Annotated in this window: 16 protein-coding genes; 6 read left to right on the forward strand and 10 right to left on the reverse strand. The window is 64.1% G+C overall.

Features of this window, described 5'->3' with window-relative positions:
- Positions 1 to 21 precede the first annotated feature (21 nt).
- The 4 genes from ACXAED_RS25630 to ACXAED_RS25645 all read left to right on the forward strand — a co-directional run bounded on the left by ACXAED_RS25630 (position 22) and on the right by ACXAED_RS25645 (position 3,529).
- Positions 22 to 408: a response regulator gene (locus ACXAED_RS25630; protein ID WP_027233853.1), complete on the forward strand. Its 387-nt coding sequence runs from the start codon at positions 22 to 24 to the stop codon at positions 406 to 408.
- Between the two features lie 2 nt (positions 409 to 410).
- On the forward strand, positions 411 to 737 hold the full coding sequence (locus ACXAED_RS25635) for a hypothetical protein (RefSeq protein ID WP_475054663.1): 327 nt from the start codon (positions 411 to 413) through the stop codon (positions 735 to 737).
- Between the two features lie 122 nt (positions 738 to 859).
- Positions 860 to 2,359 carry a caspase family protein gene (locus ACXAED_RS25640; RefSeq protein ID WP_475054664.1) on the forward strand — a complete coding sequence of 500 codons (1,500 nt, stop codon included), beginning with the start codon at positions 860 to 862 and terminating at the stop codon, positions 2,357 to 2,359.
- 36 nt (positions 2,360 to 2,395) lie between these two features.
- Complete coding sequence (locus ACXAED_RS25645) at positions 2,396 to 3,529, forward strand: hypothetical protein (protein WP_475054665.1); 1,134 nt, start codon at positions 2,396 to 2,398, stop codon at positions 3,527 to 3,529.
- Between the two features lie 9 nt (positions 3,530 to 3,538).
- On the opposite strand, the gene ACXAED_RS25650 is transcribed toward ACXAED_RS25645, so the two are convergent.
- Positions 3,539 to 4,381, reverse strand: a complete 843-nt coding sequence (locus tag ACXAED_RS25650; protein WP_475054666.1) for a M15 family metallopeptidase — start codon at positions 4,379 to 4,381, stop codon at positions 3,539 to 3,541.
- 181 nt (positions 4,382 to 4,562) lie between these two features.
- Here ACXAED_RS25650 and ACXAED_RS25655 point away from each other — a divergent pair, with 181 nt between their 5' ends.
- Both ACXAED_RS25655 and ACXAED_RS25660 read left to right on the forward strand, forming a co-directional pair.
- A complete protein-coding gene (locus ACXAED_RS25655; protein ID WP_475054668.1) occupies positions 4,563 to 5,138 on the forward strand; it encodes an OmpA family protein in 576 nt (191 codons plus the stop codon).
- Positions 5,139 to 5,182: 44 nt separating this feature from the next.
- The gene (locus ACXAED_RS25660; RefSeq protein ID WP_475054670.1) at positions 5,183 to 7,345 is read left to right on the forward strand and encodes a serine/threonine protein kinase; all 2,163 of its coding nucleotides are present in this window, start codon (positions 5,183 to 5,185) and stop codon (positions 7,343 to 7,345) included.
- Positions 7,346 to 7,402: 57 nt separating this feature from the next.
- On the opposite strand, the gene ACXAED_RS25665 is transcribed toward ACXAED_RS25660, so the two are convergent.
- From ACXAED_RS25665 to ACXAED_RS25705, 9 genes are read right to left on the reverse strand one after another with little or no spacing between them, the layout of a single operon-like run.
- Positions 7,403 to 8,125, reverse strand: a complete 723-nt coding sequence (locus ACXAED_RS25665) for a PP2C family protein-serine/threonine phosphatase (protein WP_475054704.1) — start codon at positions 8,123 to 8,125, stop codon at positions 7,403 to 7,405.
- Positions 8,125 to 8,793, reverse strand: a complete 669-nt coding sequence (tagF, locus tag ACXAED_RS25670) for a type VI secretion system-associated protein TagF (RefSeq protein WP_475054671.1) — start codon at positions 8,791 to 8,793, stop codon at positions 8,125 to 8,127. Before tagF ends, ACXAED_RS25665 begins: the two co-directional genes overlap by 1 nt.
- Entirely contained in the window at positions 8,793 to 12,365 is a 3,573-nt protein-coding gene (tssM, locus tag ACXAED_RS25675) for a type VI secretion system membrane subunit TssM (RefSeq protein WP_475054673.1), read from the reverse strand. Before tssM ends, tagF begins: the two co-directional genes overlap by 1 nt.
- A complete protein-coding gene (gene tssL / locus ACXAED_RS25680) occupies positions 12,362 to 13,792 on the reverse strand; it encodes a type VI secretion system protein TssL, long form (RefSeq protein ID WP_475054674.1) in 1,431 nt (476 codons plus the stop codon). Before tssL ends, tssM begins: the two co-directional genes overlap by 4 nt.
- A gap of 14 nt (positions 13,793 to 13,806) precedes the next feature.
- The gene (gene tssK / locus ACXAED_RS25685; protein WP_475054676.1) at positions 13,807 to 15,147 is read right to left on the reverse strand and encodes a type VI secretion system baseplate subunit TssK; all 1,341 of its coding nucleotides are present in this window, start codon (positions 15,145 to 15,147) and stop codon (positions 13,807 to 13,809) included.
- Positions 15,148 to 15,194: 47 nt separating this feature from the next.
- Positions 15,195 to 16,676, reverse strand: a complete 1,482-nt coding sequence (tagH, locus tag ACXAED_RS25690; RefSeq protein ID WP_475054678.1) for a type VI secretion system-associated FHA domain protein TagH — start codon at positions 16,674 to 16,676, stop codon at positions 15,195 to 15,197.
- An 8-nt stretch (positions 16,677 to 16,684) separates the two neighbouring features.
- Positions 16,685 to 16,987, reverse strand: a complete 303-nt coding sequence (locus tag ACXAED_RS25695) for a PAAR domain-containing protein (protein ID WP_475054680.1) — start codon at positions 16,985 to 16,987, stop codon at positions 16,685 to 16,687.
- Between the two features lie 17 nt (positions 16,988 to 17,004).
- Positions 17,005 to 17,613, reverse strand: coding sequence for a DUF6931 family protein (locus ACXAED_RS25700; RefSeq protein ID WP_475054681.1), 609 nt, complete (start codon positions 17,611 to 17,613; stop codon positions 17,005 to 17,007).
- 9 nt (positions 17,614 to 17,622) lie between these two features.
- Positions 17,623 to 19,734 carry a type VI secretion system Vgr family protein gene (locus tag ACXAED_RS25705; RefSeq protein ID WP_475054683.1) on the reverse strand — a complete coding sequence of 704 codons (2,112 nt, stop codon included), beginning with the start codon at positions 19,732 to 19,734 and terminating at the stop codon, positions 17,623 to 17,625.
- Between the last annotated feature and the right edge of the window lie 33 nt (positions 19,735 to 19,767).

Genomic DNA, 19,767 nt, shown 5'->3' on the forward strand with positions numbered 1-19,767 from the left:
GCAGAGCAGAAGGAAAGAAAAATGAGCTTGAAAGACTCTCTCCGCGTTATGGTCGTTGACGATATGTCAACCAGCCGGGGGATCATCACACAGAGCCTGGATGAGATCGGCATTAAGAACTACATGGTCGAAAACTCCGGCGAGGGCGCCTACAAGAAACTGGTTCAGACACCGGTGCACATGGTGCTGTCCGACTACAACATGCCTGGCATGGACGGTCTGGGCCTGCTGAAGGCACTGCGCAGCCACCAGGTCACCCAGCGGGTTGGCTTCATCCTGGTCACCGGCAAGCCGACGCCGGAGATGATCCAGGTCGGCAAGCAGATCGGCCTGAACAACATTGTCCGCAAACCGTTCACGGTTGCCACGATGAAGCAGGCCATCGAACAGGTCGTCGGGCGGCTGTAACGATGGAGCGTCCCGGCACAGCCCTGAGCGAACTTTGCGCCGCCTCGGCGTGGGAAATGGAGCAGTTGCGCAGTCAGATGCAGGCGCTGGAAGACGTCGTGCTCGACGTGCTGGAGCGGGGCACGCCCCCGACCAGCCAGGAACTGCGCTCCCTGCAGGACTTCGATCTGGTGATCCAGACCCTGGCCGGGCTCTCAGGTTTTTACAAGCGCGTGCAGGCGCAGGTTGACGAGTCAGGCCCCGCCGACCTGCCGGCCGCCGCAGCGGGGGTCACCCTGGAAAAGCTGCGCGACCGGCTGCGCTCTGCCAGCAACCTGGCAAGCACTTGAACTCCCCTGCCCCGCCCTGACCAGGGCGGGGCTGTCCTGCCAGCAGCGGCGAATTTTCTTTTTAATTGCTGCCGCAGCGGACTACATTGGGCATAGCTGAAACCGCCAGCCCGGGTATCCGTATGTCTTTCCTTTTTAAACCGTTGATTTTCACCGCTTGCCTGATGATTGCGGCAGGGGCGCAGGCTGCTAGCGACCGCATCGCCCTGGTCATCGGCGTGGCGGAATACCAGTACCTGCCTCCGCTCGAAAATACCCGCAACGATGCCGTCGCAATGGCGGACACGCTGGAGGGGATCGGCTTTGACGTCAGCCTGGCGCTGGATCCGGGGACGGCGGAAATGGAGCAGATGCTGGATGATTTCGCCTTCCGCTCCGAAGTCGCCGATCTGGCGCTGGTCTATTTTGCCGGCCACGGGATCGAGGTGCAGGGCGAGAATTTCCTCATTCCGGCAGATGCCAAGGTGGCCAGCAACCGGGATGTTCAGCGCCAGTCGCTATCGCTGAAGCAATTGCTGGCGGCAGTCGACCGCGCCCGCAAAATGCGCATCGTGATCCTCGACAGCTGCCGCGACAACCCGCTGGGCAACTCCATTGCGCTGGAGCAGAGCAGCGTGCAAACGGCGGCCTCCAGCGAAACCACCCGCGGCGGCGGCGGCATGGCGCCGGCCGATCCGGACCGCGGCACCCTGGTGGCCTTTGCCGCCAAGGACGGCCAGGTGGCGCTGGACGGCAGCGGCAGCAACTCCCCGTATGCAACTGCGCTGATGGAGAAAATGGTGCAGCCCGGGCTGGAGATCAGCCTGATGTTCCGCCAGGTGCGCGACCGGGTTCTGGAAAACACTGCCAACCTGCAGGAACCCCACACATACGGCTCGCTCACCGGAGTACCCTTTTATCTGGCCGGCCCCGGCGAAAACGACACTCCGGTCTCGGTGGCCGATGCCTCCGCCGCCTGGGCCGCGCTGAAGCCGGACCAGGAAGAACAGCTGCTGGCGCTGGCCGACCTCGGCGACACCCGGTCGATGCTGGGACTGGCCTATATCCGCCTCAATCCGAATGAGGGCCGGTTCGACCCCAAGGCAGCCGTGGAATTTCTCCAGCGCGCCTCGGACGCCGGCTCCCCGGAGGCGCAGTTCGAACTGGCCAAGCTGTATGAGCGCGGCACCGGTGTCGAAGCAGACCCGGCCAAGGCGCTGGAGCTTTATCAGGCCGCGGCAGACCAGGATTTCGCCGACGCTATCAATGATCTCGGGTTTCTTCACTACCAGGGCGGGCTGGGGCTTCGCGCCGATCCGAAAAAAGCGCTGACATTCTTTGAACGCGCCGCGGACCTGCGTCACCCGCAGGCCCAGTTCAACTTCGCCGCGCTGATTGATGACGGGCTGATCCCCTCAAAAGGCCCAGAGGATTTAGCACATTACCTCTATGCAGCGCTGCGCAGCGGCAGTTCTGATGTGCTCAATTTGCTTAGCGAACGGCCCAATATGTTCACCGCCGAAACCCGGCGCGCGCTGCAACGGAAGCTGAAGGACAACAACTTCTATGCGGGCGCAATTGACGGCGACTTCGGACCGGGAACGCAGCGGGGTATCCGCCAGGCCTATGGACTGGAAGGATAAGCGCCCTACTTCAAGCGGATGTCGTTACATCGTGCTTTGTTCCTTCTTCTGCTCACCTGTTTCCTGAACAGTCCCCTGGATAGCCAAGCCGGAGGGTATGGCGGCGCTGGCGGTGTTGGCAGCGGCGATGGCGGCAGCGGCGGCAGCGGCGACGGCGGCAGCGGCGACGGCGGCAGCGGCGACGGCGGCAGCGGCGACGGCGGCAGCGGTGACGGCGGCAGCGGCGACGGCGGCAGCGGCGACGGCGGCAGCGGTGACGGCGGCAGCGGCGACGGCGGCAGCGGCGACGGCGGCAGCGGTGACGGCGGCAGCGGCGACGGCGGCAGCGGTGACGGCGGCAGCGGCGACGGCGGCAGCGGTGACGGCGGCAGCGGCGACGGCGGCAGCGGCGATGGCGGCAGCGGCGACGGCGGCAGCGGCGATGGCGGCAGCGGCGACGGCGGCAGCGGTGACGGCGGCAGCGGTGACGGCGGCAGCGGTGACGGCGGCAGCGGTGACGGCGGCAGCGGCGACGGCGGCAGCGGTGACGGCGGCAGCGGCGACGGCGGCAGCGGCGATGGCGGCAGCGGCGACGGCGGCAGCGGCGACGGCGGCAGCGGTGATGGCGGCAGCGGCGACGGCGGTGCTGGTGGCGTTAGCTCTCGTGGAGGCAGTGGCGGCGGCGATGGCGAAGGCAGTACCTACGGAGGCCCATCCGGAAACGGACGGTTCTTTGGCAACCGCATACGCTCTGCTGACGAAGTGGTGGACCGTGTCGCAGGCTTCCGGAACCTGTGCGGTATTGTAGGACCCTACCTTATCGATTGCCTTGCCGAACGTTTCGAAGCTTTGGAAAAGGATTTGGCTGGCCTGCCTGGCCATGAGCCGCTGCGGGAAATCCTTCAGGATACGGCCCGGGATCTGCGGCAGATTGCGCGGGAAAACCGTGACCCCTCAAAACCAAGGGGGAAGGCGCGGTCGCTGAACAGCACCGAGCGGTCGCACCGCCCGATTGTCGCTGTCGCACCGGAACGGCAAACCGCTGCCAAGGCGCAGGCGCTGGCCGTGCTGGAGGAAGCCCAGACCAAACTGCTCAGGTCCGCGGAAAACTCGCCCACACGGTCTATTGTGCGTTATCAGAGGATTGCAGCGGCGATCGACTCCAGCAAGGTTCTCCTAAGATCTGCCTGAGGCGGGTTTCTACAACAGCCCCTCAGCCAGCCACTGGTCCAGCTGGCGGCGGCTGATTTCGAAATGCATGCTGTCCTCGCGGCGAAAGCCTGCGCCCCAGACCCAGCCCTGATCGTAGAAAAAATCAGCCATGATGGTCAGCCCAAGCTGGGTCTTGCCGTCGGTGAAATTGTCCAGCTTGCCGTCGATGTTAAGGTCGACCGCCAGCCCATAGCTGTGAGTGGACAGCGAACTCAAGGTGCCGCGGATCCGGCGCACACACAGCGCCCCGGCGGTGTTGATGCGGGCATACAGATCGGGATCCGCCTGGCGGATGTTCTCGAAAACCACCTTCAGGCTTTCAATTGCCGGGCGCAACATGCTGACCCGGATCGGGCCAACCTGCTCTGTCACCAGCTTTTCCTTGAGGTCCGGGTTGGTCATCGGCTGGCAATTGTCGTTCAGATCCTCCCGCGGACGGCCCAGCTTCTCTGTCAGATACCGTCCGCCGGTGACCTTCAGCCCGCGGTTCACGTTCAGACGGTCGGCGATCAGCACCACCTGGGCATAGTCCAGATCCGCACCCTCGGTCTGGTTCCAGATCGCGGCCTCACCTGCCGCGTCATCGGTGAAAGGGGTTCCCGTGCCTGCCCCTCCCGCGGGCAGGCTGGCAACTTCATTCTGCAAATCGCTGACCCGGGCCTGCAGATCCTCGACCTGCTGGCGCAGCATCTCAATCTCGATCCGCGCGGTGGAATCCACACCGCCAGCCCCTTGGTAATCTTCCTCGCTCAGCAGCCAGCTCAGCCCGAACCAGACCGCCGGGGCCAGCACCAGGCCAATGGCAATTATGACTGCTGGCAGAACCCGCATGTTTCCTCCCGGTTCATCTGCGCCCATTTCAATCGTTCGCCGCGCGTCAGTAAACCCCCTGATTACAACTTGCCGGAAACACCATGTTTTTTCCGCGGAGGGCCTGTGCCTGCCATTGGCAGGCCGCGGGTGCTGGTATAAGCTGCAGTCGATGTTGCAACGGTAGGGGAGGGCGCTGAGCATGATCCGCCTGAAAGGAATTTTCGCAAGTATTCTGGGGGCCGGCCTGATTTTTGCACCGCTGGCGCAGGCGCAATCAAACGGCGGTGAACTGTCGGTTGAGGAAATCACCAACGCCTTCAAGAAACAGAAAACACGCGGCCTGGTGATCGTGCCCAGCAGCACGGAGCAAACCCAGGACACCGCGCAGGAAACTGCGACCGTGGCCGCCGCGGCTGAGGAATACAATCCGGTCGACCGGCAGACACAGATCAATGTCCAGATTTCGTTTGACTTCGACAGCGCTGCGCTGCGCGCGGACCAGGCGCCGAAGCTGGCCAATATGTGCGAGTCGATGAAGCTGATGGACGGCACCGTGTTCCAGATCATCGGTCATACCGACAGTTCCGGCTCCGCAGCCTATAATGAGCGGCTGTCGCTGCTGCGCGCGCAGGAAGTGCGCCGCCACCTGATCAGCTCCTGCGGTGTGCCTGAGGACATGCTCAAGGCGATCGGCATGGGCGAGACTGCCCCCTTTAACCAGAACAACCCGCGTGCGGACGAAAACCGCCGCGTCGAATTCCAGGCTCTGGGCTAAGCCCGGTTTGGACTCGCGGCGGACTGCAGGCCAGGGAGAACTACATGCTTAAATCGCGCCCTGGCGACCTGTTTCAGCCGGGTGATCTGCTGAACAACACCTACAGGATTGAAGGCCTGCTGGGGCGTGGCGGCACCTCTGATGTCTACAAGGCGCAGTCGGAAATCTCCGGCAACCTGGTGGCGCTGAAGGTGCTGAAGCAAGAGCTTGCCGCCAATGAGGACTTTACCGTCCTGATGGCGCGCGAGGAGAATATCCGCGAAATCCGCCATGCCGCGGTGGTCCGCTATTCGGAAAACCACCGCACGCCGGACGGCCATATCTACCTGCTGATGGATTACGTCGAAGGCCCCGGCCTCGACAAGCGCCTTAAGCAGGGGCCGATGGCGGCCGAGGATCTGCTGGTGATCTGCCGCCGCGTCGCCGAGGGGCTGCAGGCCGCACATGCCCGCAACATCGTCCACCGCGACCTCAGCCCCGATAACATCATCCTGCGCGGCGGCGACCCGGCCGAAGCGGTGATCATCGATTTCGGCATTGCCAAGGACACCAACCCTGGTGCCCAGACCATTGTCGGCAATGAATTTGCCGGCAAGTACTCCTATGCCGCACCGGAACAGATGAGCGGCGAAACCGACGCGCGCTCCGACATCTATTCGCTGGGGGCGCTGCTGCTGGCCAACTTCCGCGGCGAAGCGCCCAGGCTGGGCGCCAATCCGATGGAAGTGGTCGAAAACAAGCAGAAGCCTCTGGACACCAGCGGCGTGCCGGAACCGCTCAAGACATTGATCGACAGGATGTGCGCACCGGACCCGGATGACCGCTTCCAAAGCGCAGGCGAGGTGCTGGCGTTCCTCGACAATCCCGACGGCGGCAGCCTGGCGGATGTGCTGGACGGGCCCGCAGCCGAAGATGCCACGATCATCGTGCCGCAAACGCACCAGCCGGCACCGCCTCCCCCGCCCAAACCGGCGCCGGAGAAAACCCGGGAGAAGAAAAGCCGCGGCGGCCTGTGGGCGGCCCTTGCAGTTCTGCTGCTTCTCGGCGGCGGCGGTGCGGGAGCCTATTTCAGCGGGATGCTCGACAGCTTTATGGGACCGTCGTACCCGATTGTGCGCCCCTATTCCCTGATCGCCGAAAAACCGGCAGATGGCCCGGTGCAGATCGTCGGCAACGTGCCATCAGAGGCCACCCGGGACGCCCTGCTGGCCTTGGCGCAGGACGCGGACCTGACCCTTGCCTCCGGTGAAATCGCAGAGACCTGGGGCGCCGATGTGCTGGACACGGTGCAGCCGCTTGAGGGGCTGCGCGAATGGCGGCTGGTGGTCAGCAACAACAAGGCCCGCCTGACCGGCACAACCGATGACACCAATACTGCAGAAATGCTGAACGAACGTTTCCGCAACGGCCTTCCCGGCGCGCTGGAGGGAAAGGCGGAAATCCGGTTTGAACTGCCGATGCTGCCGGTGGCTGAGGTCAAGGCGGTGATGGAGGCCTTTGCCGATTGCGGCCCGCTTGTGCGCGACGGCAACGGCCACTACGACGGCTATGCGCCCACCGATCCTATCCTGATCAGCGGGCGGGTTGCCAGCACCGGAACCCGGCTGGAACTGTTCGACGCCCTGCGTGCGCTGGCCCATGAACGGCAGGTGGTGCTGGATGTCGAAGTGCTGAACGACTCGCTCTGCGTAGTAGAGCAGCACCTGCCCAAGGCGCCCCCCGGCGGTGCGGAGGTTCAATTTGCGGTGGGCGGCTCGTCTGTCGAGCCCAACCCGTCGGGCCGCTTCTTTGTCGGGGAAAACCCGGTGATCGACGTGGTGCTGCCGGCGGATGTAACCGATGGCTACCTGACCGTCTCGGTGCTGGATGTATCCGGCAACGTGTTCCACCTGCTGCCCAATATCGCGCGGCCCGACAATGCGGTGGCCAGCCTGCGCGACGGTGCTGCGGGCGATGTGCCGGTGCGGGTTGCCTACAGCCTTGAGGAATCCTCCTCCGGCGGCGGCATCGCCTTCAAGGTGGATGACAGCACCCTGGGTAAAAGCAAGGTTCTGGTGCTGCACTCCTCGGAGCCGCTGTTTGACGGCATGCGCCCGACCTCGGAAAGCGCCGTGGGTTTTGCAGAAGCGCTGCAGGCCAGCTACGAGGCGGATTCCAGCCGCATCCGCTCTCTCGACAGCCGTATTCTGGTTACTGCCAAACCCTAATCGCAGAACCGTGAGATGAGTTTTCCGGGCGTCCTCCCGTACAGGAGAACAGTCGGCTTACATCACATCGACCACGACGGCGGTGATATTATCTGCGCCGCCGCCGTCCAGCGCAATCTGGATCAGCCGGTCACCGACAGTTTCCAAAGGTGTGCCGCCCAGCACATCCTCAAGGATCGCGAAGGTGGCGTATTTGGTCAGCCCGTCGGAGCAGACCAGGAAGCGGTCGCCCGGCTCTGTATCCCCGCGGACCTTATCGATCTCCAGGTCCTCCCCCACCCCGACGGCGCGGGTGATGGCATTGGATTGCGGGTGCTGGTCGGCCTCATCCCAGGTCATCTTGCCCGCCAGAACATATTCCGCCACCGCCGAATGATCCTCGGTCAGCATCTCGATCCGGCCATCACGCAGCCGGTAGATGCGGCTGTCCCCGGCCCAAAGGCCGACAAAATGCTGGTTCGCCATGATCAGCGCCGCCACGGTTGAGCCGATGGTGCCGCCGCCGCGGGAGGCGGCCTCCGCCCGGATCGCCTTATGCGCGGTCTGAAACGCATCCCGCAGCGCACGCATCCGCGCCGCCGGATCCAGCCCCAGCGGGATCGTCGCGGCAGCATCGGCAATCAAGCGGCTGGCGTAATCACCCGCTGCATGGCCGCCCATGCCATCGGCCACAAGCCAGATGTCATGCTCCGGCAGTGCCAGCACGGCATCCTCGTTGACCTTGCGCTTCAGCCCCACATGGGTTTTCGCGGTGTAACGGTATTTGCGCATCGGGTTCATCATGAAACCTCGGCCCCCGCCCAAACCGGCGCGCCAAGGTCAAACAGCCCCAGCGCCGCAAGGCCCTGCGGCAGCCCGCTGCACGCCAGCGTCCGCGGCTCCCCGTCCAGAACTGCCGTCCACAGGCTGCATCCCGCCAGCCGGGCGCCAGCCGCCGCGGCCGTCAGCCTCACTGTGCCGTGCGCTCCTGCCAGAACCACCGCCATGTCTGGTGCTGCCAAGGGTGCGGCAACCCGTGCCGCCGGCGCCGGTATCTCTGCGAGTGTTTCTGCCAGGCGGTCCTTGGTCATCGTGTCCTCCAATGCATCCAGCGCCACATCCTCCAGCCGTTCAAATAATGCGGCCTCGCCGAAATGGTACAACGCCACCGCGCCCTGCCCCGGCAATCCCGCCATCAGCGTCAGCGGAAACCGGCGCCCGACGCGGTCGACCGAGGGCATCATGACGCCCATGACCTTACCCGAACCACCCAGTCCGGCGGGCAGGGTGAACCGCCAGATCGGCGCGGTCATGTAGTGCGCGTCAAAGCCTGAGCCATAGGCCGCCCTGCCGTCCAGCAGAACCTGCTGCAGCCAGGCATCCCACACCCGCACAAACCCGCCCGGCGTGTTCAGCCGGAAGAAATCCCCGGCTGAAGGCATCTTACCGAAGGCACCGAAACCCGCCATCACATCGACTTCGGGCAGCTGAATTTTGCCATCGCCGGCAGGGCGAAGGGATTGATCACCGAACCGGACTGCAGCTCGAACAGCGCCAGCCGGCCGCCCACGCGGAAATTCACCCGGCGGCGGTCCGAGACATTGGTGCGGCGCACCTCTGCCGCGTCCAGCAGCCGGAACCAAGCCCAGGGCCCGTCCCGCGACAGCACATTCTCGCTGTCACGCTTCTGCGGCAGCAGGGTCAGCCGCGCCAGGCCGACCGAGCCGGGCCAGGTCACCGCCACCGGCGTCGGCGCGCCGGAGCGGTGGTTGTAGGCGACCTTGGTGCCGTCGATCTCCAGCAGAACCTCCTTGGCCTTGGGGTCCAGTGCGTTGACGGTGATCTGGAATTGCACCGCGGGCTGCGCGCCGCCGGCAAAGAACGCCTCCTTGATCTCGGAGGCATATTGCATCTGCTGCAGCACCGCCTGGCTGATGCCCAGATCCACGTCATTCACCCGCTTCCAAGTCCAGGGGCGGCTGCGGGTGTCGACATATTTCAGCAGCTGGTCATTGAAGAAGCCGTCGATCAGCCCGCCCGGCGCAAACAGCTTGGCAAAATCCGCCATCGCCACATCTGCCCGGGCCGAGCGGTTGAACGGATAACGGTTGGCCAGCGCCTGTTCGCAGAACGGCAGCACGGCGGACTGCCAGCGCGCGTTGATCGACGCCCGCGTTCCCTCAGAGGTGATCCCGGAGGAGCCCGCCGAAATCTGCGTTGCCCAGCGGGGCAGCGGGCCGCCCATGCGGCTGGCGGTCTGCTGGAACTGCAACAGTGCCTGCCCGGTTTGCCCGCCGGTGGCAACACCGGAGAAAGACATCTTGTTCAGCTCCTGATAGACCATCTGAAGCTGCCCCATCAGATCATCCAGCTGCGAGGGCTGCCCCTCGGGCCGGTTGACGAGGTCATAGAGCCACTGGAACCGCTCCTGCACATAGGCTCCCGGCGGCTTAGCCGCCTGACCAGGCGCATTTTCGGCAGAGCCGACCAACGCCTCCAGCAGGATCTGCCCTTGGATCGACAGGTTGGAACGCGCCTCAATCGCGGCCACGTTCTGGGCGCCCGCGGCAAGAGTGCCCGCGTCCAGAAGCGATTTGTCCTCGTTCAGCCGGGTTTCTTTGCTGACGTCGGTCAGGATATTGACGATCGGAGAGGTCGGCCCCGACAGCACATTGGTCACCTCTACCGCATGGGAGAGAGACTCGAGCGGGATGATGTCGATATCGCCAAGGATCTGGTCATAACGGCTGATGTAGTCGTTGTAATAGAGGTCCAGAACATCGCGACTAAGCTTCAGCAGCACCGCCTCGTTCTGGGCTGCCCCGCTCTGTTCGCCCAGAACCCAGGCCTCGCGGTGGACACGCTCGGCGACGCTGACCGCTTCCGGCAGGAACACGTTGTGGAAGCCATCATAGGTAAAGATGCCCTCGATCCCGTCATTCAGCGGCTTGCCGGAGCTGCGCACCAGCACCCGCTTGACCGACGGGCCGCCGACATCGGTGATCCGCCATTTCGGCAGGCTGGTGGCCTTTTGCGAATTGAGGATGCCGTTGTAGACCCGCTGCGCCAGCGGCATTTCCGACAGGATGTTCTGCGCCTGGGCTACCAACGGCCCGTTCAGCGCAATCTCCTCCATCGGCTGCGACAGCAGCGCCGTGAGGTGGTCCATCAGGTCCGCACGCAGCTGGGTGCGGGCAATGCCGGGATAAGCAATGTTTTCCCAATCCAGCCGCATCCATTCCTTGACCAGATCCTGGTTCATCGGACCCTGCAGGCCCAACATCAGGTAGATCTTCAGCGCCTCGTAGAGAGTATCGGGGTTGTTGGTATTGCCCTCGATCTGCTGCTCCAGCCGCACCAGCAGCCGCGGCAGCAGGCGCTGATTCAGCGCCGCCCGGTAGGTCTGGGCTGCCTGGGTGCCAATCACCTCGCCCTGATAGAGGCCATAGGTCATCGCCCGCTCAGGCTCCGGGTCCGACAGCACCGGATTGCCCGGCATGTCGCGCAGATTGTTCAGCGCCGCGGCCACCGGCACCAGATCGGTGTCGCCGACCGGGCTTGGCGGCAGCTGGGCCGCGGCAGCCTGATAGGCCGAGACCTGGCCCTCCGCCTGGGCAATCAGATCGGTGTTCTTGAGATAGGACCGAACCCACAGCGTGCCCATCGCAATGGCAACCAGCACGGTTGCGGCGATGGCAATCCGCCGCGTCCAGCGGTAGCGGCGCTCGACCTTGTCATCGGCAGAAACCAGCCCCGCCTCCGGGAACATCACGCCTTCGAACAGCCGGGTCAGGAAGAAGGAACGCCCGGTCCCCTGCCCCGAGCCAATCGCCTGACGTCCAATACCGAACGTCTGGGCCATACCCAGCATCAGCCGGTCAATCGGAGTGCCTTCCTGCGTGCCGGAGGTGAAATAGACCCCGCGCAGCATCTGACGCTGCGCATAGCGGTTGTCCTGGAACACCTCCATCAGGAAGTCGCGGGCAACCCCGCGCATCGAGGCCACCTGCGCCGGGAAGCCGGCAATCAGCGCCCGGCGCTGATGGTCGGTCTCGGTTTGCATCTTCTCCAGCAGTTGCGCGTTGATCTGCCCCAGCAGCAGCCCGAATTCCTCGTCAAACGCAGCAATCGGCGGCTCTTCCTTCTTGCCCTTGGGAAGCGGCAGGGTGAACCCCCAGACCTGTTCGCGGTCCTCCTTGCCCAAGTTGTCGTGGAATTCCTGGAAGCCGGCAATCAGGTCCGTCTTGGTGAACAGCACATAGACCGGGAAACGCACCCCCAGCTTCTCGCGCAGCTCCGTCAGGCGATGGCGCACCGCGGCGGCGTGGCTTTTCTGGGTGATCTCATCCTGCAAGCTGAGGTCCGACAGCGAAATCGCGACAATGGCGCCGTTGATCGGCTGCCGCTTGCGGTATTTCTTGAGCAGCCCCAGGAAGCCGAGCCAGGCGGCGTTGTCCGCATCCGCATCGCTCTCCTGCGTGGTATAGCGCCCGGCGGTGTCGATCAGCACCGCGTCATTGGTGAACCACCAGTCGCAGTTGCGGGTGCCGCCAACGCCGCCAATCGCCGCCTTGCCCATTTTCTCGGCCAATGGGAACTGCAAGCCGGAATTCACAATCGCAGTAGTCTTGCCCGCACCCGGCGGGCCGATCATGATGTACCACGGCAGGTCGTTCAGGTGCCGGCGGCCGCCCTTGGACTTGCGCAGCTCCTTCATCGCGTCCTTGAACTTGCCGCGCAGCTCGCCGATTTCCTCCGACAAAACATCATCTTCCGAGGTGTCCGCCACCTCGGCCATCTCCTCGGTCATCTCCTTGTCCTTGCGGCGCCGCCGCCAGAAGATGAGGCCGATGATGATGAAGTACAGCAGGAAGATCACCCCTATGGTGATCAGCCGCGCCATAGCACCGTCAAAGGGTCGCCACTCGGAACTCCCAATGAAGGGCGCAAAGAACCAAACACAGGCCGACAGCACCAACGCCAGGATCAGCAGGATGGTGTAGATCGACCGGAACAGGGGAAAGATATAACGGCGGATCATCCTTCAACCTCCTGAACCAGCAGGATTTCGATCCTGCGGTTCTTGGCCCGCCCTGCGCGGGTGCTGTTGTCTGCAATCGGCTCCTTGTCCGCGCGGCCCTCAGCCGACAGCCGGTCCGGATTGGTCATCACCTTGGCCATGCCCGCCATCACCGATTTCGCGCGCGCCAGCGACAGCGCCATGTTGGACGGGAAGCGCGACGACCGGATCGGCACATTGTCGGAATGCCCTGCCACGATAATCCTGCCTTTTTCATCATTCAGTGCCTCGGCCACCCGGTTCACCGGGTTTCGGAACGCCTTGCTGAGCTGATCCGAGCCGGAGCCGAACATGCCAGAGCCGGTCAGCCGGATGATCAGCGTGTTGCCCTTCTGGAACACCTGCACGATGCCTTCCTTGATCTCCGGCTCCAGGAAGCCGGCCACCTTGGCGACCTGTTCCTCGGTGGTCGGTGCCAGTCGCGGCGGCGGCGGCGGCGCGCGCCGTTCCAGCTCCACCTTGGGGCCTGAGTCGACAATGGACAGCTGCCCCACCACATTCTCCGTCTTGTTCGACAGCATCCAGCTGAGGCCGATGAACTGCAGCGCCAGCACTGCAGCGGTGGCCGCCAGGGTAATCCACACCAGCCGCCATACCGACAGCGCCTTGAAAGGTTTCACCAGGCCTTCCCAATGCGGCGACAGATCGCGCTCGACGGGCCCGCGCTGGTTTCGGATGATCCGCGCCAGCGCTCCACGGATCTGCAGGTGTTTCTCGGAACCGCCCTGCTCCACCCGCAGGCGTCCTTCGAACCCCAACGACAGGCACATATAGAGGAACTCGAGCATGTCGATATTCGCGCCCGGCTCCTTTTCCAGCCGCGCCAGCAGGTCATAGAACCGGTCGCCGCCGACCACCTCGCGGTGGAAGGTCGCCACCATCGACTGCAACCCCCAGGAAGACTGCCCGCCCCAGGGCGTATTCAACACCACATCGTCCAGCGTCGCGCACAGCGCATAGCGCGCGATCTTCACGGTCTGCGCGGCAATGCCCGCCTGCAGGGCTCGGTTTTCAAACGCGCGCACCTCCGCCACAACGCTCTTGCGCAGCGCGTCCGGGTCCATGTGCTGGGCCCGGTTTCGGATGCGCGAAATCAGCGCAAACAGGGTCGAGGCGCAGGCGGTCAGCTGGTTCATCCCTGTCAGCGCCATCTTCGGCGCTTTCTGACCGCCCGCAGCAGCCTGCGGTTTCGGTGCCGCCGCCTGCGGCACGCCATAGGCATCCAGACCGGCCTCGGCAGGCGCGGCGGGCTGTTCCGGCGCCGGCTGGGCCTGCGGTGTCTCCGGCTGCTGCATCGGCGCGGCAGAGCGCCGCCCGCCCGGGTTCGGCTTGATCACCGTTTTGTCGGTATCCCCCGGTTCGGCAAAGGGATCGTCATAATCAGCCATCTCAGCGCCTTCCCTTATGCATTACGGATTGCCCAAAGCTCCATCTTGAGCCCCGGATACTGTCCCGACACATGCACCGCGATTCCGCCCGAAGTGGTCATCTTGCGCCAATAGGGGCTGTCCGCGTCCATCTCGAAATAGACAACACCCGAATGATAGGGGATCTGCCGCGGCGCCACCGGCAGGGGGCGCAGGGTGATCCCCGGCAGCGCCGAGTTCACCAGCTGGCGGATTTCCTCCACCGGGCCGATCTTGGCCTGGCCGGAGAAATGCTTGCGCACATCCTCGGCCGGGATATCGGCACTGACCGCCAGCACAAAACCGGCGTTGCCCAGCAGCTTGCGGTCGGCAATGACCCCCACCGAGATGCCGTATTTGCGCGCCTCCAGCTTGATCGGGATCGCGGTCTGCTCCAGAACCGAACTCAGATACTGGCGCAGCACCCGGATCACCGGCGCAAAGCATTCCATCAGGTTGTCATGGGTATAGGGCGGAAACTCCGGCGCCTGCTTTTCGGTCGACATGAACACCGACAGCTCCCCCGCCAGCCCGGCGCATAGGGTGAACAGGCGTTCGGGGTGCAGGTTCTCGATATTGCGCAGGTGGCGCACCTGCGGCAGCAGACGGTTCACCACCGTCAGCAGCATGAAGTCCGACACATCCGCCACGCCGCGGGCGCCGCCCGCCTCTGACAGGCGGCCCGCCAGCGCCTCCATCCGGTGCGCCAGCAGCCCCTCCAGCTCCCGCAGGAAACCGCTCAGCGCAGGTGCTGCGCGCACATCCAGGCAGGACGGGATAAACGCCTGGTCCAGCACAATCTCCTTGTCCGGGCGCACCTCGATGATGCGCGCCACCGGCACCGCCAGAAGGTCGGCCAGATCATCCACCTCCAGCGCGAATTGCAGGCGCATCTTGCCGACGTCCAGTTCCACCGGCTTGCGCTCGGTCGAGGTCACATCGGTCACTTCCTGCTTGTCGGGGCGCAGGCGGCTGGCCGAGCGTTCGGCGCCGCTCAGGTCGACCTCCACCGCCCCCTGCCGCCGCTGCGGCACGGTCAGGTAGACGATGCAGTCCTTGACGGTGGACGGAACCTCCATTGCCGGAGGATGCGGGTCCGCCATCGGCACCCGGAACACCGTGCCGTCATGGGTCAGCCCTTCGCAGGACTTCACCGCAAACTGGCCGATCTTCAGCGCCTCGTGGTCAATCTCCAGCCCGTTCACGCCCCAGGCATAGGGGCTGAGCCGCCGCGCAAGCCCGGCAACCAGCGCCTCGTTGTAACGGTCGGACTGCTGGAAGTGATGCGGCTGCAGAAACAGCCCCTCCGTCCAAAGTACCTTGCTGTCCCAGGACACCGGGATCTCCTCTTACTTTGCAGGCACGCGCCAGAGCGCGCCGCCAATCATTCCTTCAGCCTGTCCAGCTGCTGCTTGTAAGCCCGCGCAAATTCGCGGCTGAACAGGTCGTGAAAATCATTCTCAGCCTGGTCGGAAATCTCCGCATAAAGCTGTTCGTAAACGTCCCAGTACCGCGCCTTCTTGCCGCGCAAGAGGCCGGTAAAGCCGCCCTTGTCCTCGATCTGCGCTTCCAGCGCCTTGGGGTCGAGGCGTTTCAGCACGCCCTTCAGCGCTGCTTCCATACCGGTGACCATCGCCACCTCATGCGCTTTGATGTCCTTCAGCGCCTCCTCGGCGGCGGTTTCGGGGCTGAGATAGCCCTTGGTCGCCGGGCGCACCATCGCCTCGATCGCCTGCTCCGGCGTGATCGAGAATTTCAGCGGATTGTTTCCGCCGGCCGAGATCATCGTCTGCTCGATGCGGAATTCCGACTTGATCGAGGTCCGCGTCATCAGGATTTCGCGCAAGCCGGTGACCAGCGTCCGCATGACCCGGCCCATACGCGCCATTGTGCTGGCCTGATCCGCCGGGTCGATGCTGATCTCGGCGCCGGCGCCATTCAGAAAAGCCTCAAGCGCGTCCTGCGTCCCGGCAGGCGGAGCTGCTTGCGCACCCGATTTCTGGTAAGGCGGAATCTCGGGCGGTGCAGAGGGCGGGGCCTCCTGCGGCGACGGCGGCGTTTCCTGAGGCGGTGCCGGAGGGGCTTCCTGCGGCGGACCCGATGGCGGCACTTCCTGCGGCGGCGCCGGAACCTCGCGCGGCGGCTCGGGCTTGGGCTCCGGTTCCTCCGGCCCGCCGATGCCGGACAGAAATTCGTCATCCCAATCGTCCGGGATCATGCCGGACTGCGCCGCGGGCGCGGCAAACCCGTCCGAGGCGGTCGGATTGTGGTTGGCCAGGCTGGCCCCTTCGCCTTCGCGCCCGTCGCTGGCTTTCTGAAAGAACGGATCCTCCTCCTCGCCCAGCGGCGGCAACAGCTCGTCAATCGGGTCGACCGGGTTCAGCTGCGCGGGCCCCTTCGGACCCTCGCCCAATAGATCGTCCAGGAAATCTCCGCCCGTGCCGCTGTCCTCCAGCAGCTGCAGCGGATCGGGCGCATTCGCTGCGTTGCCGTGCGATATGGGCGCCTGCGCCGCAGGTGCCGCGATCATGTCCCCAAGGTCCATCAGATCGTCGCGGATCTCCACCACCAGCTCATAGTTGCCGATGCACAGCACATCGCCATTGTTGAGCGGCGTCGGCGTCCGGCCCAGCGGGATCTTGGAATAGTTCAGAAAGGTGCCGTTGGAGCTCAGGTCCACCACCACCACATTGCCGTTGTGATCCTCAATCACGCAGTGATTGCGCGACAGCATCTGGTCCGGATCCGGCAGCACCAGGTCGCAGCTGGCCCCGCGCCCCACCGTGAGGCTCGGCCCCCGCATTGGAACAGGGGCCGCATCGCCGGGCATCGCGCCCGAGCTTTGAAACTTCAGCGTCACTCCCATGACTGGGCCTAACCTCCCACCAGCACGGTGAATTCACCCTTGACGACCATGCCGCCGCAGGCGGTGTTGTCCAGGATCCGAGCGGCCGGCATGCTGTTGATCAGCACCGTTGCGGACCCCTTGATGATCGGGTGCGGCGCGGGCGCCGCGGTGCACATGTCGCCCAACCGCGCAGCCGGCAGCTTCCCCACCAGTACAGTTACCGCACAGGGCGGCAGGATCGGCGTCGGCACCGGCAGAACCGGCGGCGGCGGGGTGGAGGGCAGCATGCAGGCATGTAGATCCGTCAACCGGGCCTGTGGCATTCCCATCTGTTACATCCTCCCCGTTATTCCTGCGCCGCGTGCTGCGGGACTTCGATCACCTGACCTTTGCCGCCGCGCGCGATATCCAGCGCGCGCTCAACCAGCACGCCGCCGTGTTCTTCAAACTTATCAGACAATTGACCCAAGGCCACCATATTCATGGCAAAGGCCGCCGCCTCAGAGGCGCCTGCCGGGGCAGGATATTGATTTAATTCTCCGGGTCCCAGCGTTCCCGCGGCATAGAGCACCGCAAGCGCGCAGTTCACCGTGTCATCATCCACATAGGCATGATCCAGGGTGATCCGCGCCTTGTCGCGGTTTTCCTCGCTGGGCTCGAACACCCAGGCCTCCGACGCCGTCAGCGAGGCCGGATCCTTGTCCGACCGCGGCCCGATATAGTCGCGCGCGGCCAAACAGGCCCACCACACCCGTTCCCGCGGGGGCAGCAGAACGGCCAGCACCCGCAAGAGATCGACCAGCGCGCCCTTGCGGTCCAGCTCCTCCAGCACCACCCCTGCCTGCGCCGTTGGCGGCGCCTCCAGCGGCGTCTTCAGGATCACATTTGCCCGCGACAGCAGTTTGGCCACCGGGTCGGCGGGCATCTTGATCAGCTTTTCAAATCTTGCCGACATCTGCACCACCTAGTTGATCATCGTGAGGCCGCCCTTCAGGGTCAGCATGGCCTCGCCTTTGACGGTGGTCATCGGTGCTTTGGCTTCGACCATGCCGGAGCCTTCTATCTTGATCATCGGCCCTTTAATGGTCACGCCGGAATTGTCGATCTTGACCTCCGAGGCCCCCACGGTCAGCTTGATCTCCTGGCCTGCGCTCATCGCGATCTTGCCCGCGGTCACATCGACGGTCAGATTGCCCAGCGACACGGTCTCCGTGTGGTTTCCTTGGGCAATGGTCTCGGTCAGGTTGCCGGTATCCACATCCAGGGTCATGTTGCCGGTCTGGATGTTCTCGGATTTGTCGCCGGTCTCCACCACTTCGGTGCGGTCGCCCTGGTGCACGGTTTCCGTCATGTGCTGCTGGACCGTGAACACATAGCTGTTTTCGTCCGCCGAAGTGACCTCCGGGTCGGGCGCATCCATGCCGACCGTCACCGTCGAGCGGTCCTTGACCAGCATCTGGTGGTCCTTCTCGGCCTGAACCCGCATCAGTTCGCTGTCCTTCTTGTCGTCGAACATCAGCTCGTTATAGCCGCCGCCTCCCTTGGAGGAGTTGGTCTTGATCCCCAGCTGGGTCTGATCGTCAGGGTAGGTATAGGGCGGCATCGTTTCGGCATTGTAAAGCATGCCAGTGCAGATCGGCCGGTCCGGGTTGCCGTCCTCGAACTGGATCACCACCTCCTGGCCCATCCGCGGGATCGCCACCATGCCCCAGTTCTTGCCAGACCAGGGCGTCATCACCCGCACAAAGCACGACGAAGTCTCGTTCTCCTGCCCTTCGCGGTCCCAGTGGAACTGGATCTTGATCCGGCCGTGCTCGTCGGTCCAGATCTCCTCGCCGCTTTTACCGACCACAGTCGCGGTCTGCAGCCCCTGCACTTCCGGCCAGGGAGTCACCAGCGGCGCCCGGAACTGATCGGACTTCGGGATCACCCCGAAGGTGGCCGCATAGGTGTCGTGCTCCATCTCTTTGGGGTAGTCCATGTTGCGCGGCTTCACGTCATGGCGCATCTCGCCCGAGGTTGCGACCTCGGTCGTGCGGCTTTCCCGCTCGCCGTAGTCCCAGGCCAGCTTGATATGGTGTTCTGCATCGGTGACCAGATACTCCTGGTTATTCTCCGCAACCGGATGCTTCTTCATTGTGAAGGTATAGCCGGTGCCCAGGGTCGCCACACTGGACGCGCCGCGCCAGCGCTTGTGCTTGATCGCCTGCGCCTCCATCTGCACCCGTGTCCGTTTGGTGCCCAGGCCGGAATTCTTTCGGTAATGGCCCTGGTAATCGTAAACCTCGTAATCCTTGTGGGAATGCTTGCCCTTGGCAATGGCCGTGGCCGCTTTCAGATCCGCCGACGGGGTCAGGAAGTCGAAATCGTTCAGGGTAACCTTGCCGCGGGTCAGGATTTCCTCCTTGGCCCATTCCGAAATATGCTCCTCCCGCCGCCGGTCGCGGTCGTCGCGGGCGTGAAATTCGATCTCCGCACCACCTTTGATTGGAGAATGGCCGCTGACGCCGTCACACAGCACCAGTTTCTCGGGGCTGCTGGGGCTCGTGGTGCTGTCGAAGTAGAAATAGATCCCCTCCTCCTCCATCAGCCGGCACAGGAAGGCATAATCGCTCTCTCGGTACTGCAGGCAGTACTCGCGCTGCTCATAGCTGTCGCTCAGCTTGTCAGTGTAGTCGCTGAACCCGTACTCGCTGAACAGCTGCTTGATGATCTCGACCGTGGTCTTTTCCTGGAACACCCGCAAATCGCTGGTCCGCGTCAGCAGCCAGAACCAGGGGCGCACCTCCGCCACATACATCTCATAGCCGTTGCGGAACCCAAGGTATTCGACCGAGATGCACAGGCCTGAGAATTGCTGCTCCGTGTCCGGGTTGCGCATCACATGCACGTTCATCGTCTTGCCGACCAGATCCTCCAGCTTGGGCTGGGCCTTGGTGGCGGCAAATTCGATGGTGGTCTCGGTCAGCTTGCTCAAGCCCTCGCGCACAATTGCGCGGCTCAGCATCAGCCCATCGGTGCTGTAGCTCCCCGACATCCAGGCGAGGTCGTTTTCATGGCCCTTGCTTACAACCATGGTTCCTCCTTTCCGCGAAGGGAACCGGGCCGG

Source organism: Leisingera sp. ABM4_103 (genome assembly GCF_056158685.1).